24 protein-coding genes are annotated in these 26,902 nt (G+C 34.2%); 4 read left to right on the top strand and 20 right to left on the bottom strand.

Annotation, left to right across the window (positions count from 1 at the left end; translation table 11 throughout):
* Nucleotides 1-35 precede the first annotated feature (35 nt).
* The 8 genes from asd to acsB form a co-directional block, all read right to left on the bottom strand.
* Nucleotides 36-1,121, bottom strand: coding sequence for an aspartate-semialdehyde dehydrogenase (gene asd / locus BM153_RS00410; protein WP_092869805.1), 1,086 nt, complete (start codon nucleotides 1,119-1,121; stop codon nucleotides 36-38).
* Nucleotides 1,122-1,211: 90 nt separating this feature from the next.
* Nucleotides 1,212-2,588 carry an argininosuccinate lyase gene (argH, locus tag BM153_RS00405; protein ID WP_092869804.1) on the bottom strand — a complete coding sequence of 459 codons (1,377 nt, stop codon included), beginning with the start codon at nucleotides 2,586-2,588 and terminating at the stop codon, nucleotides 1,212-1,214.
* On the bottom strand, nucleotides 2,589-4,442 hold the full coding sequence (gene asnB, locus BM153_RS00400) for an asparagine synthase (glutamine-hydrolyzing) (RefSeq protein ID WP_092869803.1): 1,854 nt from the start codon (nucleotides 4,440-4,442) through the stop codon (nucleotides 2,589-2,591). It abuts the gene before it with no gap.
* A 113-nt stretch (nucleotides 4,443-4,555) separates the two neighbouring features.
* Nucleotides 4,556-5,194, bottom strand: coding sequence for an epoxyqueuosine reductase QueH (locus tag BM153_RS00395; RefSeq protein WP_092869802.1), 639 nt, complete (start codon nucleotides 5,192-5,194; stop codon nucleotides 4,556-4,558).
* A gap of 71 nt (nucleotides 5,195-5,265) precedes the next feature.
* Complete coding sequence (locus BM153_RS00390; protein WP_092869801.1) at nucleotides 5,266-5,931, bottom strand: glycosyltransferase; 666 nt, start codon at nucleotides 5,929-5,931, stop codon at nucleotides 5,266-5,268.
* Nucleotides 5,932-6,032: 101 nt separating this feature from the next.
* Nucleotides 6,033-7,805 (bottom strand): aminopeptidase P family protein, encoded by a 1,773-nt coding sequence (locus BM153_RS00385; protein ID WP_092869800.1) that lies wholly within the window; start codon nucleotides 7,803-7,805, stop codon nucleotides 6,033-6,035.
* Nucleotides 7,806-7,869: 64 nt separating this feature from the next.
* Nucleotides 7,870-8,760, bottom strand: a complete 891-nt coding sequence (locus tag BM153_RS00380; RefSeq protein ID WP_092869799.1) for a DUF445 domain-containing protein — start codon at nucleotides 8,758-8,760, stop codon at nucleotides 7,870-7,872.
* A gap of 195 nt (nucleotides 8,761-8,955) precedes the next feature.
* A complete protein-coding gene (gene acsB, locus BM153_RS00375) occupies nucleotides 8,956-11,085 on the bottom strand; it encodes an acetyl-CoA decarbonylase/synthase complex subunit alpha/beta (RefSeq protein WP_092869798.1) in 2,130 nt (709 codons plus the stop codon).
* Between the two features lie 369 nt (nucleotides 11,086-11,454).
* Here acsB and BM153_RS00370 point away from each other — a divergent pair, with 369 nt between their 5' ends.
* Entirely contained in the window at nucleotides 11,455-11,901 is a 447-nt protein-coding gene (locus tag BM153_RS00370) for a MarR family winged helix-turn-helix transcriptional regulator (protein WP_092869797.1), read from the top strand.
* Nucleotides 11,902-11,944: 43 nt separating this feature from the next.
* Nucleotides 11,945-13,342: an MATE family efflux transporter gene (locus BM153_RS00365; protein ID WP_092869796.1), complete on the top strand. Its 1,398-nt coding sequence runs from the start codon at nucleotides 11,945-11,947 to the stop codon at nucleotides 13,340-13,342.
* 162 nt (nucleotides 13,343-13,504) lie between these two features.
* On the opposite strand, the gene BM153_RS00360 is transcribed toward BM153_RS00365, so the two are convergent.
* The 4 genes from BM153_RS00360 to BM153_RS00345 are packed head-to-tail and all read right to left on the bottom strand — an operon-like array spanning nucleotide 13,505 to nucleotide 15,549.
* Nucleotides 13,505-13,858, bottom strand: coding sequence for an Hpt domain-containing protein (locus BM153_RS00360; RefSeq protein WP_092869795.1), 354 nt, complete (start codon nucleotides 13,856-13,858; stop codon nucleotides 13,505-13,507).
* Between the two features lie 43 nt (nucleotides 13,859-13,901).
* Complete coding sequence (gene scpB, locus BM153_RS00355; RefSeq protein ID WP_242949042.1) at nucleotides 13,902-14,471, bottom strand: SMC-Scp complex subunit ScpB; 570 nt, start codon at nucleotides 14,469-14,471, stop codon at nucleotides 13,902-13,904.
* Nucleotides 14,464-15,225: a segregation and condensation protein A gene (locus tag BM153_RS00350; RefSeq protein WP_092869794.1), complete on the bottom strand. Its 762-nt coding sequence runs from the start codon at nucleotides 15,223-15,225 to the stop codon at nucleotides 14,464-14,466. Before BM153_RS00350 ends, scpB begins: the two co-directional genes overlap by 8 nt.
* Before the next feature lie 9 nt (nucleotides 15,226-15,234).
* Nucleotides 15,235-15,549, bottom strand: a complete 315-nt coding sequence (locus BM153_RS00345; protein WP_092869793.1) for a DUF3837 family protein — start codon at nucleotides 15,547-15,549, stop codon at nucleotides 15,235-15,237.
* A 260-nt stretch (nucleotides 15,550-15,809) separates the two neighbouring features.
* Between BM153_RS00345 and BM153_RS00340 the strand changes: the two genes are divergently transcribed.
* Nucleotides 15,810-16,562, top strand: a complete 753-nt coding sequence (locus BM153_RS00340; RefSeq protein ID WP_177205516.1) for a LytR/AlgR family response regulator transcription factor — start codon at nucleotides 15,810-15,812, stop codon at nucleotides 16,560-16,562.
* On the top strand, nucleotides 16,559-17,302 hold the full coding sequence (locus BM153_RS00335) for an ATP-binding protein (RefSeq protein WP_092869791.1): 744 nt from the start codon (nucleotides 16,559-16,561) through the stop codon (nucleotides 17,300-17,302). The genes BM153_RS00340 and BM153_RS00335 overlap by 4 nt, the downstream gene beginning before the upstream one ends.
* Nucleotides 17,303-17,476: 174 nt before the next feature.
* Here the strand turns inward: BM153_RS00335 and gcvH are convergent, their stop codons facing one another.
* The 8 genes from gcvH to cls all read right to left on the bottom strand — a co-directional run bounded on the left by gcvH (nucleotide 17,477) and on the right by cls (nucleotide 26,777).
* Nucleotides 17,477-17,851 (bottom strand): glycine cleavage system protein GcvH, encoded by a 375-nt coding sequence (gcvH, locus tag BM153_RS00330; RefSeq protein ID WP_092869790.1) that lies wholly within the window; start codon nucleotides 17,849-17,851, stop codon nucleotides 17,477-17,479.
* 153 nt (nucleotides 17,852-18,004) lie between these two features.
* Nucleotides 18,005-19,393: a dihydrolipoyl dehydrogenase gene (gene lpdA, locus BM153_RS00325; RefSeq protein WP_092869789.1), complete on the bottom strand. Its 1,389-nt coding sequence runs from the start codon at nucleotides 19,391-19,393 to the stop codon at nucleotides 18,005-18,007.
* An 82-nt stretch (nucleotides 19,394-19,475) separates the two neighbouring features.
* On the bottom strand, nucleotides 19,476-20,408 hold the full coding sequence (locus BM153_RS00320; protein WP_092869788.1) for a methylenetetrahydrofolate reductase: 933 nt from the start codon (nucleotides 20,406-20,408) through the stop codon (nucleotides 19,476-19,478).
* Between the two features lies 1 nt (nucleotide 20,409).
* Nucleotides 20,410-21,057 (bottom strand): methylenetetrahydrofolate reductase C-terminal domain-containing protein, encoded by a 648-nt coding sequence (locus BM153_RS00315; RefSeq protein ID WP_092869787.1) that lies wholly within the window; start codon nucleotides 21,055-21,057, stop codon nucleotides 20,410-20,412.
* Between the two features lie 150 nt (nucleotides 21,058-21,207).
* Nucleotides 21,208-22,122 (bottom strand): bifunctional 5,10-methylenetetrahydrofolate dehydrogenase/5,10-methenyltetrahydrofolate cyclohydrolase, encoded by a 915-nt coding sequence (locus BM153_RS00310; RefSeq protein WP_092869786.1) that lies wholly within the window; start codon nucleotides 22,120-22,122, stop codon nucleotides 21,208-21,210.
* Between the two features lie 3 nt (nucleotides 22,123-22,125).
* Complete coding sequence (locus BM153_RS00305; RefSeq protein ID WP_092869785.1) at nucleotides 22,126-22,770, bottom strand: cyclodeaminase/cyclohydrolase family protein; 645 nt, start codon at nucleotides 22,768-22,770, stop codon at nucleotides 22,126-22,128.
* A 192-nt stretch (nucleotides 22,771-22,962) separates the two neighbouring features.
* On the bottom strand, nucleotides 22,963-24,648 hold the full coding sequence (locus BM153_RS00300; protein ID WP_330391935.1) for a formate--tetrahydrofolate ligase: 1,686 nt from the start codon (nucleotides 24,646-24,648) through the stop codon (nucleotides 22,963-22,965).
* A 596-nt stretch (nucleotides 24,649-25,244) separates the two neighbouring features.
* A complete protein-coding gene (gene cls, locus BM153_RS00295; RefSeq protein WP_092869783.1) occupies nucleotides 25,245-26,777 on the bottom strand; it encodes a cardiolipin synthase in 1,533 nt (510 codons plus the stop codon).
* Between the last annotated feature and the right edge of the window lie 125 nt (nucleotides 26,778-26,902).

The following is a 26,902-nucleotide window of genomic DNA, read 5'->3' as shown; positions in this document are numbered from 1 at the left end:
AATGATGCCAGATGCAAAAAATATTTTAATTTAACTTATTTCTTTGTTATGTATCCTTTAGCTTTTAAAGCTTCAGCACAAAGCACTGCACCTCCGGCAGCACCTCTTAAAGTGTTGTGTGAAAGTCCTACGAATTTATAATCAAACAATTTGTCTTCTCTAAGTCTTCCAATTGAAACTCCCATACCATTTTCAAAATTCACATCAAGTGTAACCTGTGGTCTGTTATCATCTTCAAGATATTGAATAAACTGCTTCGGTGCACTTGGTAGATTTTCCTCCTGTGGGAATCCCTTGAAGGTTGTTATTTTTTCAATCAACTGCTCTTTTGTAGGTTTTTTCTCAAAATTCACAAAAACAGCTGCTGTATGTCCATTCAAAACAGGAACCCTGATACATTGAGTAGTAATAATCGGAGAAACCGCTTTTTTAATAACTCCATCTTCTATATTTCCAAAAATCTTTAACGGCTCCTGTTCACTTTTTTCTTCCTCACCTGAGATAAATGGTATAATATTTCCCTCCATCTCTGGCCAGTCTTTAAAAGTTTTTCCTGCTCCTGAAATAGCCTGGTAGGTTGTTGCTACAACTGTAGTTGGATTAAATTCCTTTACAGCAGCTAAAAACGGTGTATAGCTTTGTATCGAACAATTAGGTTTTACTGCTATAAATCCTCTTTTGGTTCCAAGTCTTTCTTTTTGATATTTAATAATTTCGAAATGCTCAGGATTAATCTCAGGAATAACCATTGGAACATCCGGTGTCCATCTGTGAGCTGAATTATTAGAAACTACAGGTGTTTCAGCTTTAGCATATCTTTCCTCTATTGCTCTGATTTCATCTTTAGACATATCAACTGCACTAAATACAAAATCAACCTGGGAAGATATTTCTTCAACCTCTTCCACTTTTTTGACTACCATATTTTCAACTTCCTTAGGAATTGGTGTAGTCATTTTCCAACGATTGCCAACAGCCTCTTTGTAAGTTTTTCCGGCGCTTCTGGCACTTGCTGCCAATACACTGATTTCAAACCAAGGATGATTTTCCATAAGTGTTACAAAACGCTGTCCAACCATACCTGTCGCACCTAAAATTCCAACTTTCAATTTTTCACTCATTATACCGTCCCTTTCTGTCTTTGTGTCGCATACATTTGTCTTTGATATTTCAATGTATTCTAGTATATACGATTAGAAAAATTTTTCAAGTTATTTTTTCAAATATTCTGAATAAATATTCAAAACTTTTTCCATGGCCTGTTTTCCCGGTGCTCCAATGGTAAGTCTTTTATCAACACAGGTTTTTAAATTTACTGCTTCAAATATGTCTTCCTTAAATACATCACTTATGTTTTGTAATTCTTCCAATGATAATTCATCAATGGATTTTTCTTTTTCTATGCAATAAAGAACAAGTCGTCCTATTATACTATGAGCATCTCTAAAAGGAACTCCATTATTTACAAGATAATCTGCTGCATCTGTGGCATTAGTAAAGCCTTTTGCAGCACTCGCTCTCATATTTTCCTTATTAAATTTCATGGTTTTAAGCATTCCGTCAAATAAAGCAAGACATCCTTTAGCAGTATCAAAGGCATCAAATGATAATTCTTTGTCTTCTTGCATATCTTTATTATATGCAAGAGGAATACCTTTCATTACTGTAAGAAGTGACATTAATGCTCCATATACCCTTCCGGTTTTACCTCTTACAAGCTCTGCAATATCAGGATTTTTCTTTTGTGGCATAATAGAACTTCCGGTACTATAGGAATCATCTATGTCAACAAAACGATATTCATTGGTATTCCAGGTGATTATTTCCTCACAAAATCTGCTTAAATGCATCATAATTAATGAAAGGTCAGATAAATATTCTATAAGATAATCCCTGTCTGAAACTGAATCCATACTATTTAAAGTCGGTCCGTCAAAGCCTAATAGAGAAGCTGTATAATCTCTATCCAAAGGATATGTTGTTCCTGCAAGGGCACCAGAACCTAAAGGACAAAGATTAAGTCTTCTTTTTGTATCTTTAAGTCTGTCTCTGTCTCTTTTAAACATTTCAAAATAAGCTCCCATATGATGAGCCAAAGTAACTGGCTGAGCCTTTTGCAAATGAGTAAAGCCTGGCATAATGGTATCCAAATTGTCTTTCATTATCTGAAATATTGTATTAAGAAGTCCCTTTAAAAGTTCATCTGTTTCGTCTATTTCATCTCTTGTAAAAAGTTTCATATCAAGAGCAACCTGGTCATTTCTGCTGCGTCCTGTATGAAGTTTTTTCCCGGTATCTCCGGTTCTTTCTATAAGATTTGCTTCTACAAAGCTATGAATATCCTCGTACTCGTCAGTAATTTCAAGTTTTCCGGAAAGAACTTCCTCTAAGATTTCATCTAATGTTTTTTGAATTACTTCTCCTTCTTCTTTTGTAAGAATATCCTGTTTGGAAAGCATGGCAACATGTGCCTTGCTTCCTGTTATATCCTGCTTAACTAATTTTTTATCAAATGAAATGGATGCATTAAAATTGTAAACCAGTTTATCGGTTTCTTTTGTAAAGCGTCCTCCCCAAAGCTGTGCCATTTATTTACCACCTTTCTCAACATAATTATTATTGAAATAAATGTCGTACCATTTTAAGAACATAAAAATTGTCCAAATTTTCTTACTTTCGTCTTTTATACCTTTTTTATGATTGTCAAGAAATCTCATAATTTCCTCTTGTTTAAAGAATTTAGCCGCATAATCACTTTCAAAGTATCCTTTGACCATATTATAATAATTGTCCTCTCTTAACCATCTTGCAATAGGTATAGGGAATCCTAATTTTTTCTTTTCTGCCACTTCTGACGGAATATACTTTTCTGCGACCTGTCTGAAAGCGTATTTTGTAACTTTATTATGAATCTTACAATAAGAAGGTAATTTTCTTGCAACATTAAATACTTCCACATCCAAAAACGGAACTCTGGATTCCAAGGAATGAGCCATACTCATCTTATCAGCCTTTAATAATATGTCCCCAATAAGCCATAAATTTATATCAATATACTGCATTTTTGCAAAATCAGAACCCTTTGCTCTCTTATATAAAGGCTCGGTAATTGAAAATGGGAAGTTGTTTTCTTTTTTTACACCGTTTTTTAGAATCTGATTAGCTTCTTTTCTTGAAAATCTTTTGGCATTACCAATGAATCTTTTTTCTAATGGTGTGCATCCTCTTATTATATAATTTTTTCCTTTAAAGTTGATATTGGATCTTTCCGCCCATTTCTTTATTCCTTTCTTTAATCCCTTTGGAAGGACTTTAAAAGGTCTTAGTGAAACAGGTTCATGATATATATTATATCCTCCAAAGAATTCATCTGCTCCTTCTCCTGAAAGAACCACTTTTACCTTTTTGGCAGCCATTGAATCCACTATATAAAGGGCAACGCATGAAGCATCTGCTAATGGTTCATCCATATAATAAGCCACATCATCCAAAACTGAAAAATATTCTTTTGAATCAATTATATGTCTGTCATTTTCTATTCCCATTTTATTTGTGAAGCGTTCCGCATAGGCAACTTCGTTGTAATTATCATTTTCAAAACCTACAGAGAAGGTTTTTGCTCCGTTAAATCTTGAAACAACAAAGCTTGAATCAACTCCACTTGAAAGTAAAGAACCTACCTCAACATCAGCTATCATATGATGTTTTACTGAGTCAGCCATTACTTTATCTATATCTTCAATCGCCTCTTCTACGCTCTTTTTCTCGTCTTCTTCAAAAACCGGCTCCCAAAATCTTTCAATATCTAATTTTCCATCTTTGAGAGTAAAGCAATGAGCCGGTGGCAATTTAAATATTCCTTTAAAGAATGTTTCCGGTAAAACTGAGTATTGAAATGAAAGATACGCTTCTAAAGCATCTGGATTAAACTCTTTTTCATAAGCCGGATGAGCCAATATTGATTTAATCTCTGAGGAATAAATAAAACTTCCATTTGTATTTGCATAATAGAAAGGTTTTATTCCAAAATAATCTCTGGCTCCAAATAAGGTCTTGGTCTTTTCGTCCCATATTACAAAGGCAAACATTCCTCTTAATTTTTTAACAAGTTCTTTACCATATTCTTCATAACCATGAAGCAATACCTCTGTATCAGAGTGGTTTGAAAAAACATGACCTTTTTTAATAAGATCTTCTCTTAAAACCTGGTAATTATAAATCTCACCATTAAATGTAACAATAAGACTTCCATCCTCATTTTTCATAGGCTGTGTACCATTATTAAGGTCAATTATACTTAATCTTCTAAACCCCAAAGCAGCCGGTGATGAAAGATACATACCTTCACTATCAGGCCCTCTGTGAATTATTTTATTCATCATATTCTCAAGAACTTTTTGAGGTTCATCACATTTTCCTACAAAGCCACTTATTCCACACATACTACATTCCTCCTGTGCATTCAACACTGTAAACTCTATTATTCTCAATTATCCCTTAAATGTGATAAGCTAATAACAAACCATGGGTTCAAGTCTATCATATATTCTTTTCTTTAACAAGATTCTTTAATATACATATCTTTGGCTTTTTTGGAAAATATACAGCCACAATAATCCTGTCTGTACAAATTATATTCTTTTGACAATTCTATTGAGCGTTTATAACCGTTTTTCTTTTTAAAATCTGACGGCAGATATTTTACTCCGTATTGTTTTGCCAGTTCTTCCCCAATTTCATTTAGCCACTTTGCATTTTTGTGGGGACTTATGGAAAGAGTTGTTGTAAAATAATCTGTCTTTAGTCTGGCTGCCATTTTTGCCGACTCCCTAAGACGAAGCTCATAACATTTATAGCATCTAGCCCCTTTTTCCGGTAAATTTTCCATTCCCTTTGCCATGGTAAAAAAACTGTCAGGGTCGTATTTTCCTTCAATTATCTCTACAGGATTTTTTAAAGGCATTTCATTAGTAAGTCGTTTTAATTCCCTTACCCTTTTTTCGTATTCCTCTTTTGGAGAAATATTAGGATTGTAAAAGAAATCCTTTATTTTAAAATAAGGATTCAAATATTCCAGACAATAGCTACTGCAGGGTGCACAACAACTGTGTAAAAGCAAAGAGGGAATCTTTCCCTCCTTTTGATTTATTTCAATTATTTTATCCAATTCTTTTTGATAGTTTCTATTCTCCATATTTTCTCCTGAACTATAAATAATCCCGCTGAAAAATCAGGCTAATTAAAGCATTATTTTTCGCTTTTGTTTTAAAAACAAGCTTTTATAGAATTAATTAATGCCTTTAAATTGTATCTGGTTTTGTTTTGATTTTGGGATTCTATTTCAACTTCGATTATTTTTTTATTATCCCTAGATGATTTTAGAAAAATCTCCCAATCATAATCCTGTTTTTCACCTATTGTATCCAACATAAATTGTAGATTTTTGTTGCTGAAGCCTTTTATATCACTTTGAACAGCAAAAACTTTTTTTCTTTTTAGAAATCTAATTAGACTTTTTACAACACTTTTTGCTAATCCATTTTTAAAGGAAATATTATCATGCTTATTTCTAAGACCTAAAACTACAGCATCTGTATTTTCTTCAAGACATTCAAAGACCTTTATGATATCATCTAAACTGTAATCTATATTTAGATCCAATATAATTATCAAACAATTTAACGGATATATGTTTTTTATATAATTAAGAGCGGTTTTAACAGCCGCTTTCTTGCCTCTTTTTTCCATATGATATATTACAGAGGCTTTATTTTTTATTTTATCAAAATACACCTTAGTTTCGGGACGATTCCCGTCATCAACTACTATGATATTTATACTCTTGCCCTTTGAAATCTTATTTACAAGATTTACTAAATTTTCATTGGCCATACATGCAGGAATTATTACAAATTTTTTCAAAGTATCCACTAAACCATCTCCTCGTATGGGTATTTCCTAGGAGAAATATAGTTTTACTCAGTGATGCCTTAGTGAATACATATTGAAGATTGCAAAAACAATAAGTGTTATTATTTTTCTATTGGTCTGGTAGCTTCCTTAAGCCAATCTTTTTCTTCTTCATTTAAATAAGGTGAAATGTTCTCATAAACCTTTTTGTGATAATCATTTAAAAGTGCCACCTGTCTGTCAGTCATATACGCCGTGTCTACTGCATCTAAATCAAATGGAACCATAGTAAGAGTTTCAAATTCCATGAATTTTCCATATTCATTCTCGCCAGTGGTTTTACAAACCATTAAATTCTCACATCTAATGCCATATTCACCTGTAATATAAAGGCCAGGTTCATCAGAAGTAATCATACCTTCTTCAAATACACAATGTTTTGTATCTTTAGTAACCTTCCATCTAAAACTATTTGGACCCTCATGAACATTTAGTAAATATCCAACGCCGTGACCGGTTCCATGATTATAGTCCATTCCATATTCCCAAAGAGGTCCCCTTGCAAGATAATCCAGATTTGCTCCAACACATCCATACTTAAATTTCGCAGCTGCAAGTTCCAGATTTCCACATAAAACAAGAGTAAAATCTCTTTTCATCTTCTTAGAAACACTTCCAACCGCAATTGTTCTTGTGATGTCTGTTGTTCCCTCTAAATACTGTCCACCTGTATCCGCCAGTAGAAAACTTCCCGTTGTAAGAGTTGCATTGGATTTTTCATCAGGAGAATAATGAACAATTGCTCCATGATCTCCCCAGGAAACAATAGGCTCAAAACTTGGTCCAAGATAGTTTTTTTGTTCTTTCCTGTATGATTCCAACACATCAACAAGACTTAACTCGCTCATTTCCGTAATTCCAGCATTTATCTTTATGTAATGCATTAATTTGGTAACTGCAACTCCGTCTTTTATATGTGCTTCCTTCATATTTTTTACTTCTATTGGGTTTTTAACAGCTTTTAAATAAGTTGAAGGATTGACTTTATTTATAATTAGGGCATCCTGAGGGATATTTTTATAAATTGCATAATTCACAGTATCCTTATCCAGAAGTATTTTTGAGTTTTTATCTAAATTTTTTACAAAGGAATAAACATCTTCGTAATCTCTTATTTCAACATTGTCCGGTTTTACCTTTAATAAGGCTTCTTTATTGGCAAAAAAGAAAATCTTATCCATTGAAATAACAAGATAGGATAAAACTACAGGATTGCATAATACATCATTTCCTCTAATGTTTAAAATCCATGCAATATCATCAAGGCTGGTAATCACGTGATAATCAGCCCCTTCTTTGGACATTTCTTCTCTGATTTTTTTTATCTTTGATTCAGAAGATTCTCCTGAATATTTTTCATCCAGTAGATATGCCTCCTCCTTTGAAAGAGGTGGTCTGTTATTCCAGATATCATCAATGAAATCTCTATCATATTTTATGTCAACATCTTTTAGATTTTTCAGAAGATTTTCTATAAAAGAGGTAGCAACTACTCTTCCGTCAAATCCAAGGCAACCTCCCGATTTTAAACGTTTTTCAAGGAATTCTTCTATAGTTGGAACACCTTTTTCACCCATTTTCATAAGTTGAATGGAACTATCCCTTAGTTCTTTTTCTGCCTGTAAAAAATACCTTCCGTCTGTCCACAGAAAAGCTTCATCCGCTGTTACCAAAACCTTTCCGGCAGATCCTGTGAAGCCGGAAATAAACTGTCTTGATTTAAAGTATTCTCCTACATATTCTGACGCATGAAAATCATCTGTAGGTATATAATATATGTCTATGCCGTTTTCCAGCATCATTATTCTTAATTTATTCAGTTTTTCTTTTACCATGTTATTTACCGGTCATTTATTTGACATGACCATTCCTTTCTTTAGACTCGCTTTTAATAATAAACTATAATATATTAATCAAAATATTTAATAAGCCTAAGATAAATCCTATTAAAGCTCCCAGATTTACTATGGTATCAAGCTCGTTTTTCATAACTTCCAATACCATTTTTTCTAATTCTATCACATCCATTGAGTTAATTTTTTCCTCAACTATTTCAGCAATATTTATTTTCTCAAAAATAATATCAATATATTTTTCAAACAAATAATCTATCTCTTCACTTATAAGTTTTTCACCTCTATCCTGGCTTATTTCAAACTTCTCTCCTATCTGAGATATAGAAAGCATAGTCAGGTCATCGATTTTTTCTGTAACAACAGGAGAAACATAATCATAACCTCTTTCATCAATAAATCTTTCTATTTCACTTCCAATAGGTTCTGTAAAAGATTGAATCAGTTCATCTGAAATAAACATTGATATCATTGTTCCTTCTGTTTTTTCTTTTAAAATGCGACTTCCTTCTTCAGCAATAATTTTTCCAATGTCAATTTTTTTTAGGGTATCAACTACCTCCATACTTAAACTATGCTGGATTGTAAGTAGGGAATTTTCAAAATCCTGCTTGGAGCCTGCCAGTTTTACCCCGGCTTCTTTTATGGAAATTGACATTTTTTCATTTATATTCTTTATAATCTTTCCTTTTAAATCCGGACTGTTTAATCTTTCTTTTAAATCGTCCTTTGTTAAAAGACTGCCAGCCACAATATTTCCCACAGCTTTTGCAAGTCTTGGTTTTCCTTTAGGAATAGCTCCCGGTGTAAAAGGGAGTTTTTTCCCAAATAAATATACTTCTTTTCTTGGATAAAATAGCATTTTAACTGCTAAATAATTTGTAAAATAGCCTATTGCAGCACCTAAAACAGGTCCTAAAAACAATTTATAATTCATTTTTTCTTTCACTCCTTAAAGTTAATGATGTTCTTATAAAAAAACATCTGTTTCCATTATAAAATCAGGCAGGAATTTGTCAAGAACGACCTTTTACATATTATAAAACACGCAAAAGGAACCACATGCAGATTGACCGAACCAGTTGCACGCAGTTCCTTTTTTATTTTAGTTTATGAAATTTTCTAACTTATATTACATCATAGGTTCCATATTAAGAGCTGGATGTCCTTTTTCTGTAAGGAAGTTAAATAATGTTTCTCCGTCCTCTGCGATTGTTTCATCAGCAATCATATCAGCGAAGTTATCAATGTTATAAAGTTCTTTAGCAGTCTTATTGATAGCATCTGCAACTTCATCTTTTAACTTCTTAGGAAGCCATACAAGTCTTTCAAGTCCACCTTCTGCTTTCATGAATTTCTTGGAAGCGATGAAGTGTTTTCCATGTCCCATGAATCCAGGTGTCTGAACTCCACCACCTGTCATAGAAGCAAGTTCTGAGAATGTCATTCCGATAGGAGTCATTCCAACATGCTCTCTGTTAACGATTACAACACCGTTTGACATTGGCTCAATACCACAGATACACTCGAAACATCCACAACTTGTCATAGGATCTTCCATGATTGAGTATAATGTAACATGCTCTAATGCACCCTGTGAGTATTTCTTAACTGCTTCATCTACTTCTTCGTAACGTCCAACTACTTCATCGATGCAGTGGTCTTTTCTAACGATCTGGCTAGGTCCGTTTGGCTGAAGTTCATGTGTTGCTTTAGCATCTAACCATGAAACAGCACCGCAAAGTCCAAGTCTTTCTGGTGTAACGATACATACATGTGAAGGTGAGAATGCCTGGCAAAGGATACATGTATAGAACTCGTCTACACTTTCGTCTGTCATGTTTCCGATACGAGCATCTCTAGCGTTGAATGTAGGGATAACGAGGTTATGACGAAGGTCATTTACCTGGTCTGCATCTGTATATACGAATACTTCACATTTATCAATAACTGTGTCATACTCACTCTTTAATTTGGCGTAGATTACTTCACCAATGTGTTTAGCTCTGAATCCCTGATTAAATGTATCTTTGCTTACACGAACTCTGATAAGGTCTCTTTGTCCTGTATGCATAAGTCCTTCGATACAGTTTAAGAATGAGTGGAATTTTCTTTCAAATACTGATTCGAAGTCTGACTGCATTGCTTTTCCTGCAACATGTGCAATGATACCCATGCTGATTTTTTCACCAACTTCAAATTCATCAAAGTCTTTACCAACAACTGTAATCTTATGGTCTTCTACTTCGTTTAAGTCTTTCATCTGAACAAACTCGAAGCAGTCTACTCTTGAACCATCAGCCTCAATCTGCATATCAGCTTTTCTGATAATTTCACCTTCGAAAGCTGATGCATAAGAAACAGGAATATCAATTTTTGTAATCTTAATCTTGATATCACGAGCTTCAAGGGATGTAGCATTAAATTTGTCTACTTCCGGCTGAACAATAAGTGTCTGTGGAATTGCATCGATATTATTTGAATCATTTGTGATAACCGGGAATCCAAGAGCGATTGCTCCTGCTCCTGCTGTTAATGTAACATCATCGACTGGACCGAATGCATTTACGAATGCTGGAACTCTTTCTTTTGTATATTCCATAAGTCCGTTTGCATTACCCGGTTCGATGTTACCGAAGATAAGTGCTGCTCTAACAGCAACAGATACAACATGTGCTACGGCTGTTATGTCTTTACCAAGAGGTACAACCTTTAATCCATATCCAAGTTTTACGCCTTTTTCAATAGCCTGGTCAATACATCCGCCAACTAAAGTTACTAAAAGACCCTGTTCCTGATAGCTCTTGATAAGTGCTGCAGCTTCATCAGCTGTAGGAGCTGTTCCAACAACAACAGCAACACCAGGAATATCTCCTGTAACAAGCGGTACACCCATGTCACGGATAATAGCATCCGGAAGGTGACCTGAGCAAGGTTCTTCATATGGAGTAGGATTATCAATGTATTTTAATACTTCAAGAAATTCTGCTCCAAGAGCTGTAGCTACACCTGACATTAATCCGTCATGAAGCTGTGGCTCTCTTGTGTTTAAAGCCTTGAGTGTTTCAGTTGCTTTCTTAAGCTCCCCTAAAGTCTTTACTTTTGTTCCAGTTACACCATAGTAAATTGGTAAACTGTAAGCTGTGTCTGGAAAAGCAATTGCCTTTTCTTCTCCATACTTTGCGATTGCATCATCAATTGCACCGACAGTTAATCCATAAACTGCGTCGGCGCCGGCAAAAATTCTGTCTAATAGTGCCATTTTCTTCCTCCTTAACTAAATGAATGAATATTTTGTCACTTCAGTAAAAGAGGCAAAATATTCTCTATCTCACAGATTAAATTATAATAATTTGATATTTCTTTGTCAATTATTTAATACATACTTTTCAAGAAATTTCTTTATTTATATATATTGACAATAATTATCTTTAAATATATATACTGACAATAATTTTCTTTATATATATACTAACAATAATTGTCTTTTTAAATATATACACTGGCAATAATTGTCTTTAAATATATATACTGACAATAATTATCTTTAAACATATATATTGACAATAATTATCTTTAAATATATACTATTCTTTGCGTGTCAACCGATTAACACTTTTAGGAGGATTTCATGCTAGATAGAATATTTAAACTGGAACGTTACAATGACCTTCTTGAATCCCACCAGCGCTTTCTGGAGTTTGAAACCTGTGGCATACACTATAAGCAGGTTCCTATTATTAACTTACTATTAAGAAAAGGTGAATCCACCCAGGCAGAGCTGGCAAGACAGTTACATGTAAGTCGTGCCTCAGTCGCTAAATCTATACAGCGTCTGGAAAAAGATGGTTATGTATGTCGCACACAAGATGATCCCTCAAAAAGTTCACGCTATTCAAAAGTTACCCTGTCAGTTTCAGGATACGAAAGAGCCCTGGCAGTAAAATCTGTCGTTGAAAAGGGTGAACTCGCCAAATTCGAAGGCTTTTCAGATGAAGAACTTTCTATTTATTATTCTTTTCTGGAAAGAATAAATTATAACCTTTTAAAGTGCGACGAACTATGCAAAACCAAATAGTGTTTTAGCTCTTAAAACACAAAAATAAACGGAGGAGAATAAAATGCAAAAAGAAGTTGTTAGTACAGAAAATAACATTCTTGGTACTGAAAAAATCGGAAAATTACTTTTAAAATTTTCCATTCCCAGCATTATATCCATGCTGGTTAATTCAATCTACAACCTTGTAGACCAGATTTTTATCGGTCAGGGTGTTGGACACCTTGGAAATGCCGCAACCAATGTTGCCTTTCCTTTTATCATCTTTCTTTTAGCTGTATCTCTTTGGATTTCAGCAGGTTCTGCTGCCAATATGAGTCTTTATTTAGGAAAAGACAAAAGAGAAAGAGCTGAAAAAGTTATCGGAAACGGTTTAACAATGGCTATTATAGCCGGTTTTACCTTACTTATCTTAGCAGAATTGTTTAATAAACCATTACTTATGGTATTTGGTTCAACTGAAGATGTATTACCACTTGCTATTTCCTATAGCCGTATTTACATCCTAGGATTTCCACTTACTACCATGGGTATTATGTTAAGTGATATGATTCGTGCTGACGGTTCACCGGGAGTATCCATGCTTGCCATGTTAGCAGGTTGTATTACCAATATTATCCTTGACCCGATTTTTATTTTTGGAATGAATTTAGGTGTTGGCGGAGCTGCTTTAGCATCTATCATCGGTCAGGGCGTTACATTCATTGTTTGCCTTTTTTACTTAAGAAGAACTAAAACTGTAAAATTTAAAGTTGCCAACATGAAACTTGAATTATCCATTATCAAGGAAATTCTTTCACTTGGTGTTTCTGCTTTTATAAATCAGTTAACTGTTTTAGCAGTACAGATTATACTTAATAATACTGCTACACATTACGGTGCACTTTCAAAATTTGGTGCAGATATTCCTCTTGCATGCTTCGGTATCGTAATGAAAGTAAATCAGATTATGATGTCAATCGTATTAGGACTTTGTACAGCTACCCAGCCATTGTTTGGATTTAATTACGGTGCTAAAAAACTTTTACGAGTTAAATCAATATTTAAAACAACAGCTGTTGTTGGAACAACCATAGGAATAATCGGAACTATTGTTATTCAGGCATTTCCAATGCAAATCGTATCCATCTTCGGACAGGAAAATGATCTTTACAATGAATTTGCCGTAACCTGCTTTAGATACATGACAATCCTTATTTCACTTATGGCTGTGCAGATACTTACATCTACATATTTCCAGGCTGTTGGAAAACCCAAAAATGCCATCTGGCTTTCACTTTCAAGACAGTTCTTATTCCTTATACCATGTCTCTTAATTATACCGAGATTTTTGGGATTAACAGGAATTATGATTTCATATCCTATAAGTGATGCCTTATCATTTACAATGAATACAATATTTATCACCATGGAGCTGAAACTTTTAAACAGAACAATTAAATCCGGTGATTTTGTTAAATAGTATAAAGTTAATATGACCCCATAAAAAATACCCTCTTATCAGATTTAAACCAATAGCCGATAAGAGGGTATTTTAAGCTAAATAAGAAGTCACCCGACAAATAAAAAACGTTGAAATAAGGCCGATTAAAGCTTTATTCCAACGCTTAGGATTTTAAATTATCTACATGGTCTTTATCACATCTATAAAAGCATGATACTTTTCAGATACTTTTTCAAACATTGAATCCAAATCATTAAAATCTTTAGCTCTTAATTTCTCTACCAGAGGACTAACCGCATCCGTAAGGCCATTAAGACCCAGATTTGCACTTACTCCCTTTAAAGTATGTGAGCTACTAAAAGCATCATCATAATTTGCTTCTTTTAAGCTCTTTTCCAATATTGAAAAATTTTCATCATCCAAAAATTTCTTTAAAAACTTTACATACAACTCCTCATTATTAAGAAATCTATCCATTGTTCCTTCTATATCTGCACCTATAGCAATAAGACTATTTCTTGTTTCAGCATTCATTAACTTTTCCCCTTTCTATTAATAGTAATTAATAGCAAACCGCCTAAATATCAATACTTTCTTCTATTTCTTCTTCGGCTTGTTTTTTGAATTCCTTTATCAGGTCTTCTTCAAACTCAGGCAATTCCTCAACACAGGAAATGCCAAATGATCTCAAAAATTCCTCTGTCGTACCAAATAAAATTGGTCGGCCAGGTGTTTCTAACCTACCCCTTTCTTCAATTAAATTATATTCAATCAGCTTATTGATGGCACTGTCACTTGATACACCACGTATTTTTTCGACCTGAGTTCTGGTACATGGCTGCTTGTATGCAATAATTGACAAGGTTTCCAGCAATGCATTTGATAAATTAGGCTTTTTAGGTTGCTTTACAACCCTCAAAAGATATTCGTTCATCTCCTGCTTTGCACAAAGCTGATATCCGTTTCCAACTTTGATTACATGTATTCCTCTGTTTTCGACATTGTAACGAAAAATAACCTCCTCCATTATGTGTTCAACTTCTCTTACACTTAAATCCAGCGCGTAGGACAGTTTTTCCTTTGACACGCTTCCCCCGACGGCAAACAAAACTGCTTCCACTGCACAAAAGATTACATCATTATTCAATATCTGCACCACTTTCTTCTACAATTGATATTTGAATATCATCTGTCATTTCATTTTGTAATACCAGAAGTTTTCCCTTTCTGACCAGTTCTAAAAGACAGATAAAGGACACTATAATATCCATCTTTGTATAATCATTTTTTACAAATTCTGAAAATCTGAATTTATTTCTCTTTTTGGCAAAATCTCTTAATTCGTCAAGTTTTTCTGCCATGGTAACTGTTTCTTTAGGAATTTTACCAAACTTGCTTCTGACAGGGTCAATCTTTTCATCACTTCTAAGTAAAAGCATCTTAAAAGTAGAAAATAAATCATACAAATTCATATCTTCAAACAATTCTTCTGTTTTTATTTCCGGCCGGTATTCTAAAACCTCTTTTGGCATAGCGCCTTTTCCATATAAAACAGGCTCAGCATTTTTAAATCTGTAATCAAGTTCTCTTGATACATATTTATATAATTTGTATTCTAAGAGGTTGGAAACCAGCTCCTGTCTAGGGTCTATCTCCTCTCCCTCTTCATTCTTCTTAGGTAAAAGCATGGCCGATTTAATTTCCAATAGCTTTGCTGCCATATACAAAAAATCACTGGCAAGTTCCAAATCCATATAGGAAATATCCTCTATATATTGTAAATACTGCCTTGTGATTTCAGCTATCGGTATATCTGTAATTTTCACCTTGTTCTTTTGTATAAGATGTAATAAAAGATCCAAAGGTCCTTCAAAAGCGTCTAATTTAAATGCTAAATCCAATTTTCTCTCCTATACTTTCCAGGGGTTCTCCTCGTTTTTGCCCATTTCAAAAAGAGTTTCCATATCTTTATCTCTTTTATCAGTGATTTCATATTCCAGTATCAATGAGCGAAGCTTTTCTTCATTGTCATTGGATGGCTTAAAGTTTTCAGCCACTTCAAATGCTTTTTTAGCCATATTTTCATTAATATCAGGTTCTATTGAAATATTAGACAATTTACTCAGCAAACCTATGCTGTACATATATTCGTAATTTCCAAGAAGTTTTGACAAGGGCATATTGGTTTTAATAATAACTGCCTGTCTAACCAAAGATAGTAACATTCTTTTCTCCTTCACGCAATCATTTAAACTTTATATCAATAATTCTGATTTGTCAATATAGTTAAATTTCTAACCTTAATGCATATACTTATATTTGTCAATACACTTAATTAATTATACATATGTCATTATATCATTTGCACATATAAGTCTTAAAAAGAATTGCAAGTTTAGTCAATAATCTTTATAATAATATGATAAGTGTAAAATATTATTTTATATTTTACGAAAGCACATATATATTTAGGAGAAAAACATTTATGAGCAAAGATGCAAATAAAGGAGAATTAAATATTGTTCTTTGTGATGACAATGTTAACATTATCCAGGAAGTCAAACAATTGTTATCGCAAATAAGTTCAAAATCAAATTTCGATTTCTGGATCAATGCTTATACAAGTTCTACAGAACTTATTAAAGATTTAAAAACAGGTCGCATGGATTTTCACATGATATTTTTAGACATTGATATGCCTGAAAACAGCGGTTTTGATATAGCAAAAATTATTGCTTCCCTTGATTATGATAATTATTTTCTCATATTTTTAACAGCATATTCTAACTATGTTTATGAAGCCATAAAATTAAGTCCTTTCAGATATATCAGAAAGTCTCATATGGATACAGAACTGCCTGAAGCCATAGAAAGTGCCCTTAAGATCATCGAAAGGGAAAACGAGGATGAATTTATCATGCTCCTTACCCAAAACTACATTAAAAAAATAGCACAAAAAGACATCGTATATTTTGAATTAGTAGATAGAAAACTGATTATTCATATGAAAAATACAGGTACTTTTATTATCAGAAAAACCATGAAGGAACTGTACGCTTCCTGTAATCCTGATAATTTCGCATGGATAAACAGTGGCTGTATTGTAAACTTGCGTTATGTAAACAAACTGGAAAATAATACTGTTCTACTGGATAATGGTACACAATTATATATCAGCCGTACAAGAAAGGTCGAATTTAAGAAAAAATTCCTTTCTTACTGGAGTGACTGCGTATGATACTTGCTATTATCGTTCTATTAATCACAAATATTTTAAGCATAATTATAATACTACATCTGATTATTCAAAAAAAACAGGACGAAAAACGACTGGAATTTGAAAGGATAAAGCTTACCAATACTGTTATACAGCAAGCTTATGACGAAGATAAGGCTACCAGGGAAGAATTACAGAAAATGAACCATGATTTAAAAAATTCCCTTATAGCCATTCGTTCCATGGTTATTGACAATAATTCCAAAGATCTTTTGGATGACTTAGATGAAATGATTGGAACTGTAAAAACACGGATTAATTATTGTCATACCGGAAACAAAATTCTAGACGCGATTATTAACGAAAAAATGCGAATTGCAAAGAATTATAACTTCGATTTCATTGTTAATGTCATATTTCCTGCAAATACAACGATTTCCTCTCTGGATATCTGTTCATTATTTGGAAACGCCCTGGACAATGCCCTTGAAAATACAATAGATTGTGAGCACCCTTCCATAGGAATATATTGTAAAAAAGTAAAGTGTTTCTGGATAATTAAAATCATGAATACCTACGGAAATTCACCGGTTCAAAGAGGAAGTGATTTTATAACTACTAAAGATGATTCTTCCATGCATGGAATTGGAATAAAAAGCATGAAAGGCATTGTTAAAAAATATGACGGAAGCATTGACATAGAATGTAATAAACAATGGTTTATCGTTAAAATAATGTTTCCTGATAGCATTGAAAATTAAATATTTTTCAACAGAAAGGACTCCAATATTAAATTGAAGTCCTTCCTGTTTTTGCATTATTATAAATAAGGAATAATAAAAAATTTATCAAAAAACATAGCTTTTGATAAATAGTGCAAGCAATAAATCAAAAGCAAAAAGCTTTAACTTTACACATAATGTTGAATCTTATTCTTATTCAAGACCTGCTTCATAATCAGCAGCTGAAAGTAATCCATCAACTTCTGCAGGATTGCTTAATTCAACTTCTACAATCCAAGCTGCATATGCATCTTCGTTGATACCTTCCGGTGAATCATCAAGATCTTCGTTAGCTGCTACAACCTTTCCGGTTACAGGGATTGGTACTTCTGAAGTAGTCTTTGAAGACTCAACTTCTGTGAATTTATCTCCTGCTGAAAACTCTGTGTCTTCTTCAGGAAGATCTACGAAAAGTACATCACCAAGCTGCTCTGCAGCATAAGATGTAATTCCCAATTTAGCTTTGTTTCCGTCAACTTTTACCCATACATGTTCCTTTGTGTACTTTAAATCTGCTGGATATGCCATAATTTTCTTTCTCCTTTGCAATACATTATTTTAAAACCAATATATCTAATTGATTTTATTAAGTAAAATAGTAAATTTTCAGGCTATTTTACTTTTGTTATAATTTTATCATAACAATATACAGGATGCTACCCGTATATTTAGAATTATTCTTTAAGCTTTATGTACACTTAAACCATGTACATCATGGAGAGCTTCCATAATAGCCTCACACATTGTTGGATGAGGGAAAATAGAATCTCCTACTTCTTTTGCAGTAAGTTTAAGCTGAATTGCTGTTGTGAGAACCTGAAGCATATCTGACGCACCTGCTCCAACAATCTCAGCACCGATAAGTACATCGTCAGCATCAACAATTACTTTTACAAAGCCGGCAATATGTCCTGAAGCCTGGGCTTTTCCAAGACCTTTGAATTCGAATTTTCCTGTCTTAAAGTCTTTTCCTGCTTCTTTGCCTTCTTTTTCAAGCTGCCATTCAAGTTTACCTACTGATGCAAGCTGTGGATTTGTAAATACGCATCCAGGAACTGCATGATAGGTCATTACCTTTTTAGCTCCAAAGATATTGTCTACTGCAACTATACCTTCTTTACTTGCAACATGTGCAAGCTGTGCTGATGGTATAATATCACCTATAGCATAGATATTATCTACATTTGTCTGAAGATACTCGTTTACTTTAACTCTACCTCTTTCAGCCATTTCAACGCCTACATTTTCAAGACCTGCACCTGCTGTAAATGGAGCACGACCAATTGCAACAAGTACATATTCTGCTGATAATTCTTTTCCACTTGAAAGCTTAACATCAACATGGTCATCTGCAGGATTAACTTCTGCAATTCCATCACCGGTAACCATTTTAATTTTTTCTTTCTTAAACTGACGAGAAATCTGTTTACTTACATCCTCATCCATTGTAGCCATAAGTCTTGGAAGAGCCTCTACAACTGTTACCTGAGTTCCCATTTTAGCAAGGAACTGTCCGATTTCGCATCCGATAACTCCACCACCTACTAATATAAGTGATTTTGGAGCCTGCTCAAAGTCAAGGATTTCATCAGAAGTTACAACTCTTTTTCTGTCAACCTTAAATACAGGTGGGCAAACAGGAACTGAACCGGTAGCAAGAATAATATAGTCTGTAGTAACTGTTTCTTTTGATCCGTCTGATTTTGTTACTTCAATAGTATTTTTATCTTTAATTTCACCCATTCCATTAATAAGGGTTACTTTATTTTGATTGCATAAAAATTCAATACCTTTTACAAGGCTTGACATTACTTTATTTTTTCTTGCTAAAATTGCAGGATAATCAACCTTTGGTTCATTTACATCTAAAAGACCAAAATCTTTTGCTTTCTCAACTGCTTCATAAGCATCATAAGAAGCAAGAAATGCCTTTGTAGGGATACAACCTCTGTTTAAGCATGTACCACCAACTTTATCTTTTTCAATTAAAACTACTTCTGCACCTTTTTTAGCTGCATAAATAGCTGCTTCGTATCCACCAGGACCGCCGCCGATAACTGTTATCTTCAATCTTCTACCTCCTAAATTAATACAGCTCTCAAAATCACTCTTTCGAGAGCTGTTTTTATTACGATAAGTATTACTACTTATACTACTCTTTGCTGATATCTACGCCTGCTTTTTCAAGGATAGTAGGAACATTCTTTTCTGCTCCGATAGCCATGATATGAACACCAGGACAGATGTTTTTAGCTTTGATTTCAGCAACCATTTCAGCTGCTAATTCGATACCAACTTTTACAGGAAGTCCTTTGATTCCTTTTTCTTTTCCTTCTGCTGCTGCATCAGCAAGCTTCTGGATCTGATCTGCAGGAACATCAATACCAGGAACATTTGCATTCATGAATTTAGCCATTCCAGCTGCTTTAAGAGGAATAATACCAGCCATTATCTTAACATCGATATTAGCCTTATCTACTTCATCCATAAATCTCTTTAAGTTTTCTATGTCAAATATACCCTGTGTCTGAACATATTTTGCTCCAGCTTCAACTTTCTTTCTTAATTTGTTGATCTGAAGGAATACCGGATCATAAACCGGAGTAACTGATGCACCTTTATAGAATTTTGGTGCTGGTTCAGCAAGATCATTGCCACCGCAGTCTTTATTGGATTCTTCCATGTCTGTAAGCATCTGTAAAATACCAACTGAATCAAGGTCAAATACCGGTTTGGATTCTTTACAATCTCCAACTACTGTATGGTCACCTGTAAGTGCTAACATTGAATCTATACCAAATGCTGCAGCTGCAAGGAAATCACCCATGATAGCCATACGGCTTCTGTCACGTCCTGTCATCTGAAGAATTGGATTTAATCCTGCCTGTTTTAATTTGATACAAAGACCAATTGATGAAGCCTTAAGACATGCTGACTGCATATCTGTAACATTAATTCCATGAACTTTTCCTTTTAATAACTGAGCAGTTTCAAGCATCTCGTCAAAAACATATCCTTTAGGAGGAGCCATTTCTGCGGTAACTGCAAATTTTCCACTTTCTAAAGCCTTTTGTAATTCGCTCATTTTAGTTATCCTCCTTTGCACTGTATCTTCTTGGATAATAAACTGCAGAATATCCTTTATCAGGTTTTTGTTCTTTCAATTTATCAAGCTGTCCAAGTTCTTTAAGTTTGTCATGAATAAGAATCCATGCACAATCATTATCCGGGTTAACTTCGCATTTACCATTTTTCTGGCCACCACATGGACCGTTAACAAGTGATTTAGCACATTTTGTAATAGGGCAAACTGCTCCTGTACTTGCAAGTACACATTGTCCGCAAAGACGGCAGTTTTCAACAAATTTTCCAACTCTTTCTCCCATTCCAAGGAAAAGAGTATCACTTGAAGGATAAACTGGAATGTTTACATTTAATCCTACTGTCTGAACCCCATTACCACAGGACATACAGACAATAGCTTCCGGCTGGTTATCTTTGAAAACTTTTACTTCTTTCTTTACAAGAAGTTTCTGACAGCATTCATCAGGAATAACCGTTCCTACAACCTCAAAGCCTTTTTCTTCGAGATATTTTTTTAATTCTTCTACTTGTGTTGCACCACCTGTTTCGCAGGCTGTAGCACAACTACCGCATCCTACTATACCAACTTTTTTTACGCCTTCAAGACTAGCCATTACTTCTTCTATTGGCTTCTTTTTCGTAATAATCATAGCTAGGTTTCCTCCTTAAATTTTATACATATTTATTTTGAATTTTCATAAAACTCACACATCCTCCATGTACTGCCGGAATCACATACAAAAGCGCGAATGTAAATTCCAGAGCACATAGAAGATAACTATTTTTAAATTATTACTTTATTATTCTAACGGAATACCATTTTGAATCTTGCAAGCCTTGATAAGATTTGAAGCAAGGATTGAAGATGTAACAGAACCAACTCCACCTGGAACTGGTGACTGCATTCCTGCAACTTCCATAACGTCTGGTGCACAGTCTCCTACTGTCTTCATAGCAGGTTTTCCAGTCTTAGGATTTGTCTTTTGAACTCCGTTTTCATCAAGATCCGGTACACGACAGATTGCTACGTCAATTACGATTGCTCCTGGTTTAACCTGCTCTGCTTTAACAAGATTAGGAACACCACAAGCTGTAACGATAATATCAGCATTTTTACATTTTTCTTTAGTATCTGTTGTATAAACATGGCATACTTTAATTGTTGCAAAACGGTTTGTAAGTAAAACAGCAACAGGTTTACCAACAACATTTGAGTTTCCGATTACACAAACATCTTTTCCTTTAACATCAATGTTATAGTAATCAAGAATTTCCATAACTGCGCTTGGAGTACAAGGATATAATCCTGTAGGATCACCTAAGAGCATTTTACCCATATTGATTGATGTACAAGCATCAATATCCTTTTCAGGACTCATTACTTCATTGATAGCTTTGTTTTCATCAATATTGTCAAGAGGTCTAAATGCAAGGATACCATGGATATCTTTGTTTGCATTTACTTCCTGCATTTTCTTAATGTAATCTTCCTGAGTGATATCAGCCGGCATTTCAAATACTTCAACTTCTACACCGCACTCGTTCATTGACTTTATAGCACCTTTTTCATACTGAAGGTCTGGTCCTTTAGCTCCAACTCTCATGATTCCAAGCTTTGGTGTAATTCCTTTAGCTTTTAATTCTTCAACTTGTTTTTTACATCTGTCTTTGATTGCCTGTCCTACTTCTTTTCCATCTAATATTTTTGCACTCATTTTTTAATCCTCCTTAGGCGCGTTTAATTTTTCAGCAACAACTTTGTATGTTCTGTCGCAAATTTCCTCTCCCTCTTTTAACAAAGGTAATAATTCTTTTGTCACATTCTCAACATACTCTTTATCACTAATTGTATTTAAGTTTACGACTACGTTCATCCAGCCACTTCTGATAGCTGCTTTTAAACAAAGCATTCCGCAAGCTACGTCTGATATTGCAAGCATTGAACCTTTCTCTGCAAGTTCTTCTTCCAGTTTAATTGTCTCATAACATGTTTTAACAATGTAAATTGGAACTTTTATTGCTTCTTTTAAAGCTGCCTGTAATACTTCGTCCTTATGTTTCTTTTCTTCTTCAGTATCTTTTGGCAAACCATATGCCTTGGATAATGGAAGAAAATTCTGTGCATCCTGATCCACATATGAAAGGAGATCATCCTGAAGTTTTTGTGCTTGTTCAGTGATTCTTTCTATGTCAGCCTGATATTGCGCATATTTTTTCTTTCCGGTAGTTAAGTTACAAACCATGCCACCTAATGCTGCACCAAGTGCACCTACGATAGCTGCCACGCCACCGCCACCAGGAACTGGCTCTTTTGAGAATGTTTTTTCGACAAATTCTTTTGCACTTAAATTTATGTATTCCATATTCTAACCTCTCAAAATCTGTGTCATCTATAAATCGACCCTAGTTAACACATTTAAAAATACCTCTTAGTTACTAAATACTTTTACCTTCTTTGATAATTATTTCATCATTTTTTTACCATTCGGGAAGAAGGCATTTTGCCCTCTCCCTGAATGAATATATATTTTAGAGCTATAACAATGTCTGTTTAATTAGAACAATCCTGTTATCATTCCTTCTGAAGTAACATCAATCTTCTCTGCTGCAGGAACTTTTGGAAGACCTGGCATCTTCATAATATCTCCTGCGATTGCAACTACGAATCCAGCACCAGCTGAGAATGTTACCTGACGGATATTTACTGTAAATCCTTCCGGTCTACCAAGAAGTTTAGCATCATCAGATAATGAATACTGTGTCTTAGCTACACAAATCGGAACGTTGCCAAATCCAAGTTTTTCAAGATTTGCTAATTCATCACTTGCAGCTTTTGAGTATGTAACATTACCAGCGCCATAGATTCTCTTAGCAATTGTTTCAATTTTCTCTTTAAGTGGCTTATCAACTTCATAAGAGAATTCGAAGTTTTCATTAGATTCTTCTTCGCAAAGTCTGATAACTTCTTTAGCGGTTTCAATTCCACCTTCTCCACCTTTGCCCCATACTTCTGAAAGGGTAACATTGATTCCAAGTTCTTTACATTTCTTGGTAACAAGTTCAATTTCTGCATCAGTATCAGATACGAATCTGTTAAGAGCAACAACACAAGGAAGTTTGTAAACTTTTGAAATATTCTCAACATGTTTAAGAAGGTTTGGTACACCTTTCTCTAATGCGTCAAGATTTTCTTTTGTTGTTTCATCCTTAGGAACTCCACCATTGTATTTAAGAGCTCTGATTGTAGCAACGATAATAACTGCATCAGGTCTTAAACCTGCCATACGGCATTTGATGTCAAGGAATTTTTCAGCACCAAGGTCAGCACCGAATCCAGCCTCAGTTATAACATAATCACCAAAGCTTAAAGCTGTCTTGGTAGCAATTACTGAGTTACATCCATGAGCGATGTTAGCGAATGGTCCACCATGTACAAAAGCAGGTGTTCCTTCAAGAGTCTGTACAAGGTTTGGATTTAAAGCATCTTTTAATAATGCTGCCATAGCACCTTCTGCATGTAACTGTCCTGCTGTAACAGGTTCACCTTTTCTTGAATATGCAACAATGATTCTTGCAAGTCTTGCTTTTAAATCATCAATATCAGAAGCCAAGCAGAATATAGCCATTATCTCGCTGGCAACTGTTATATCAAATCCGTCTTCTCTAGGTACACCCTGAGCTTTTCCTCCTAATCCGTTGACAATGTTTCTTAACTGACGATCATTCATGTCAACGCATCTTCTCCAGATGATTCTTCTTGTGTCGATATCAAGTGCATTTCCCTGATAAATGTGGTTGTCAAGCATTGCTGCAAGTAAGTTGTTTGCAGCTCCGATAGCGTGGAAGTCTCCTGTAAAGTGAAGGTTGATGTCTTCCATTGGTCCTACCTGAGCATATCCACCGCCGGCAGCTCCACCTTTAACACCAAATACAGGTCCTAATGAAGGCTCTCTTAATGCGATAACAACTTTCTTTCCTAATTTTGAAAGTGCATCACCAACACCAACGGTTGTTGTTGTTTTTCCTTCTCCAGCTGGAGTAGGATTAATAGCTGTACAAAGGATAAGTTTACCTTTTTTACCGCCATTTTTAAGTCTGTTCTCACCGATGTGATAGTCGATCTTAGCTTTATATTTTCCGTAAAGCTCAAGCTCGTCTTCTGTCAAACCTAAAGTTTTAGCAACTTCCCTGATGTCTTTTAATTCTGCTTCCTGTGAAATCTCAATGTCTGATTTTGCCATAATGCATTTCCTCCTATACTCTAAATATTGTGTTAAGACTTGTTAGCCTTCAAGTCTTTGTTCGTTTAGCATAATGAATGTACCATACTATATACAAAATCTTTTTGTTTTTGTTTTAATTGCACATTAATTTGTTGCTTTAGTAATGCCATTTAGTGTAATTCATACCAAAGTCAGTATTTTCAAGGCTTTAAGCACAAATTTTATCACTATTTTTTTGACAATCCCGTTAGTTTTTTAACACATTTTCACAAAAAAAATATAGTTTACCGGTTACTCTTGCTTTTTAATTATTCCCCGCTCGACACCTCCATCTATAGTATTTTCATAGCTCCACACCTGCCCCAACATTATAGACCCCCAATTTCCCGTTCCTGGATTAGCATACAATGTTGTGCGAATCACTCAAGGATCTATGCCTATTGTACAGTTTACAGAATGTTCTGATAAATGTAAAGCTTTTTTCTAATTATCTTATAATCTTTAAAAATGTATAAAAAAAAGATAATATAAAACTAAAATTAGTATAGCATATATTATCTTGATAAGTAATTCTAAAAACTCCCCATTTTATTGGAAAAATTTGGAAACGATTTTTAAAAGAGTGGTGCGATTAGTCTAAGTACTGCCTGAAATGTTTTAAGTATCCAATTACGCTTTCTGCAAAAATCCAATGTGATATTTTCACAATCCTGCAATGTAGTAAGAAAGTCGTTTTTTATGTCTGAAACAACACTTGAGTGATAAATATAAACTCCGCATTCAAAATGCATATATAGGCTCCTATAGTCTAAATTTATGGAACCAACAGTGGCAATTTCGTCATCACACACGAAAGACTTAGCATGAACGAAGCCTTTTTTGTACTGAAATATACGAACGCCGGCACTGATTAGCTGTTCGTAGTAAGACTGTGTCATTAAAAAAACCATCTTTTTATCCGGAATTCCCGGTGTAATTATTCTTACATCTACACCGGATTTTGCCGCTAATGTCAGCGCAGTCATCACTTCATTGTCAATAATAAGATACGGTGTGCAAATATATACATAATTTTTTGCCTTATTTATTATATTCATATATACATTTTCACCAACTGTTTCCCTGTCAAAGGGTGAATCTGCGTAAGGTTGTACGAATCCCTCTGCTGCAATTTGCCCATTTAGATATTTTTGTGTGTCAAATTGCATATAATCTTCATTAATTCCTGTAATATAATGCCACATCTCAAGAAACATTACAGTAAAATTCGCCACTGCATCTCCTTCTATCCTAATGCCAACATCCTTCCAATAGCCAAATCTTACAATTTCATTTATATATTCATCAGCAAGATTTACCCCTCCCGTATAACCTACTTTTCCGTCTATTACAAGTATCTTTCTATGGTCACGGTTATTTTGCACAACGGACAAAACCGGTCTGACTGGATTAAAGGCTGCACACTTTAATCCTTTTGCCTGCAATGATTTATAGTATCTGGCAGGTAGCTGATTGCATCCGAAATCATCATATATAAGTCTTATATCAAGGCCTTCCGAAGCTTTTTCTTCTAAAATATCCAATATGGTATTCCACATTTTTCCTTCAACTATTATAAAGTATTCAAGAAAAATAAAATGTTTGGCATTTTTCAAATCTTCTATTAGAGACTCAAACATTGCCTCTCCAGTTGGAAAATACCTTTGTGCTGTATTTTTATATATTGGAAAATCTGACAAATTATAGATATAGTCCACCTGTCTTTTTATACCCATATCCATATTGCTTATTTCCTGAATGGTTTTTTTGTTTTGGTGTAAATTCGCCTTAAATATCTGGTGAACTGCCTCTAAACGCCTTCTCTTCTTTTTTGTAAGTCCTGATCTGCCAAAAAGCAGATAAATAGTAATACCAAAAACCGGAATAGCCAATATGGGAACAGCCCAAGCCAGCTTGTAAGAAGGATTATTCCATTTATTCAAAATTCTAAGTACAATTAATAAGGCTAAAATGTCAAAAAATATTGAAAAATAGGTGTTATAGTTTTGGAATTGATACATTAATACAACACCCCAGATTATCTGAATCAGTAAAGCGAATGCTGCAAAAACAATTCTTCTGGTTATTAACTTTATAATATGTTTCATAAAAAATTTCTCCTGCTATCCCTGTTTTCAGGGATTTATCTCCTTTTTTCTAAAGGTGAGTATTCACATTTAGACCTTTATATTAACACATTTTCTTATCTGTATAAAACCATAAGCGACAGTAT

The organism is Acetitomaculum ruminis DSM 5522 (assembly GCF_900112085.1).
Taxonomy (GTDB): domain Bacteria; phylum Bacillota; class Clostridia; order Lachnospirales; family Lachnospiraceae; genus Acetitomaculum; species Acetitomaculum ruminis.
This window is presented reverse-complemented; position numbering and strand designations above follow the sequence as displayed.

What these genes read in the sequence shown, in the direction of transcription:
- argH (WP_092869804.1), bottom strand. Translation starts at nt 2,588, where the DNA reads ATGGCACAGCTTTGGGGAGGACGCTTTACAAAAGAAACCGATAAACTG.
- BM153_RS00360 (WP_092869795.1), bottom strand. Translation starts at nt 13,858, where the DNA reads ATGAATGCTGAAACAAGAAATAGTCTTATTGCTATAGGTGCAGATATA.
- BM153_RS00385 (WP_092869800.1), bottom strand. Translation starts at nt 7,805, where the DNA reads ATGGTAAAAGAAAAACTGAATAAATTAAGAATAATGATGCTGGAAAAC.
- BM153_RS00380 (WP_092869799.1), bottom strand. Translation starts at nt 8,760, where the DNA reads ATGAATTATAAATTGTTTTTAGGACCTGTTTTAGGTGCTGCAATAGGC.
- BM153_RS00320 (WP_092869788.1), bottom strand. Translation starts at nt 20,408, where the DNA reads ATGAGCGAATTACAAAAGGCTTTAGAAAGTGGAAAATTTGCAGTTACC.
- BM153_RS00315 (WP_092869787.1), bottom strand. Translation starts at nt 21,057, where the DNA reads ATGATTATTACGAAAAAGAAGCCAATAGAAGAAGTAATGGCTAGTCTT.
- BM153_RS00395 (WP_092869802.1), bottom strand. Translation starts at nt 5,194, where the DNA reads ATGGAGAATAGAAACTATCAAAAAGAATTGGATAAAATAATTGAAATA.
- BM153_RS00365 (WP_092869796.1), top strand. Translation starts at nt 11,945, where the DNA reads ATGCAAAAAGAAGTTGTTAGTACAGAAAATAACATTCTTGGTACTGAA.
- BM153_RS00370 (WP_092869797.1), top strand. Translation starts at nt 11,455, where the DNA reads ATGCTAGATAGAATATTTAAACTGGAACGTTACAATGACCTTCTTGAA.
- BM153_RS00310 (WP_092869786.1), bottom strand. Translation starts at nt 22,122, where the DNA reads ATGAGTGCAAAAATATTAGATGGAAAAGAAGTAGGACAGGCAATCAAA.
- BM153_RS00340 (WP_177205516.1), top strand. Translation starts at nt 15,810, where the DNA reads ATGAGCAAAGATGCAAATAAAGGAGAATTAAATATTGTTCTTTGTGAT.
- asnB (WP_092869803.1), bottom strand. Translation starts at nt 4,442, where the DNA reads ATGTGTGGAATAAGTGGCTTTGTAGGAAAATGTGATGAACCTCAAAAA.
- BM153_RS00345 (WP_092869793.1), bottom strand. Translation starts at nt 15,549, where the DNA reads ATGTTACTATCTTTGGTTAGACAGGCAGTTATTATTAAAACCAATATG.
- acsB (WP_092869798.1), bottom strand. Translation starts at nt 11,085, where the DNA reads ATGGCACTATTAGACAGAATTTTTGCCGGCGCCGACGCAGTTTATGGA.
- asd (WP_092869805.1), bottom strand. Translation starts at nt 1,121, where the DNA reads ATGAGTGAAAAATTGAAAGTTGGAATTTTAGGTGCGACAGGTATGGTT.
- cls (WP_092869783.1), bottom strand. Translation starts at nt 26,777, where the DNA reads ATGAAACATATTATAAAGTTAATAACCAGAAGAATTGTTTTTGCAGCA.
- BM153_RS00335 (WP_092869791.1), top strand. Translation starts at nt 16,559, where the DNA reads ATGATACTTGCTATTATCGTTCTATTAATCACAAATATTTTAAGCATA.
- BM153_RS00300 (WP_330391935.1), bottom strand. Translation starts at nt 24,648, where the DNA reads ATGGCAAAATCAGACATTGAGATTTCACAGGAAGCAGAATTAAAAGAC.
- gcvH (WP_092869790.1), bottom strand. Translation starts at nt 17,851, where the DNA reads ATGGCATATCCAGCAGATTTAAAGTACACAAAGGAACATGTATGGGTA.
- BM153_RS00305 (WP_092869785.1), bottom strand. Translation starts at nt 22,770, where the DNA reads ATGGAATACATAAATTTAAGTGCAAAAGAATTTGTCGAAAAAACATTC.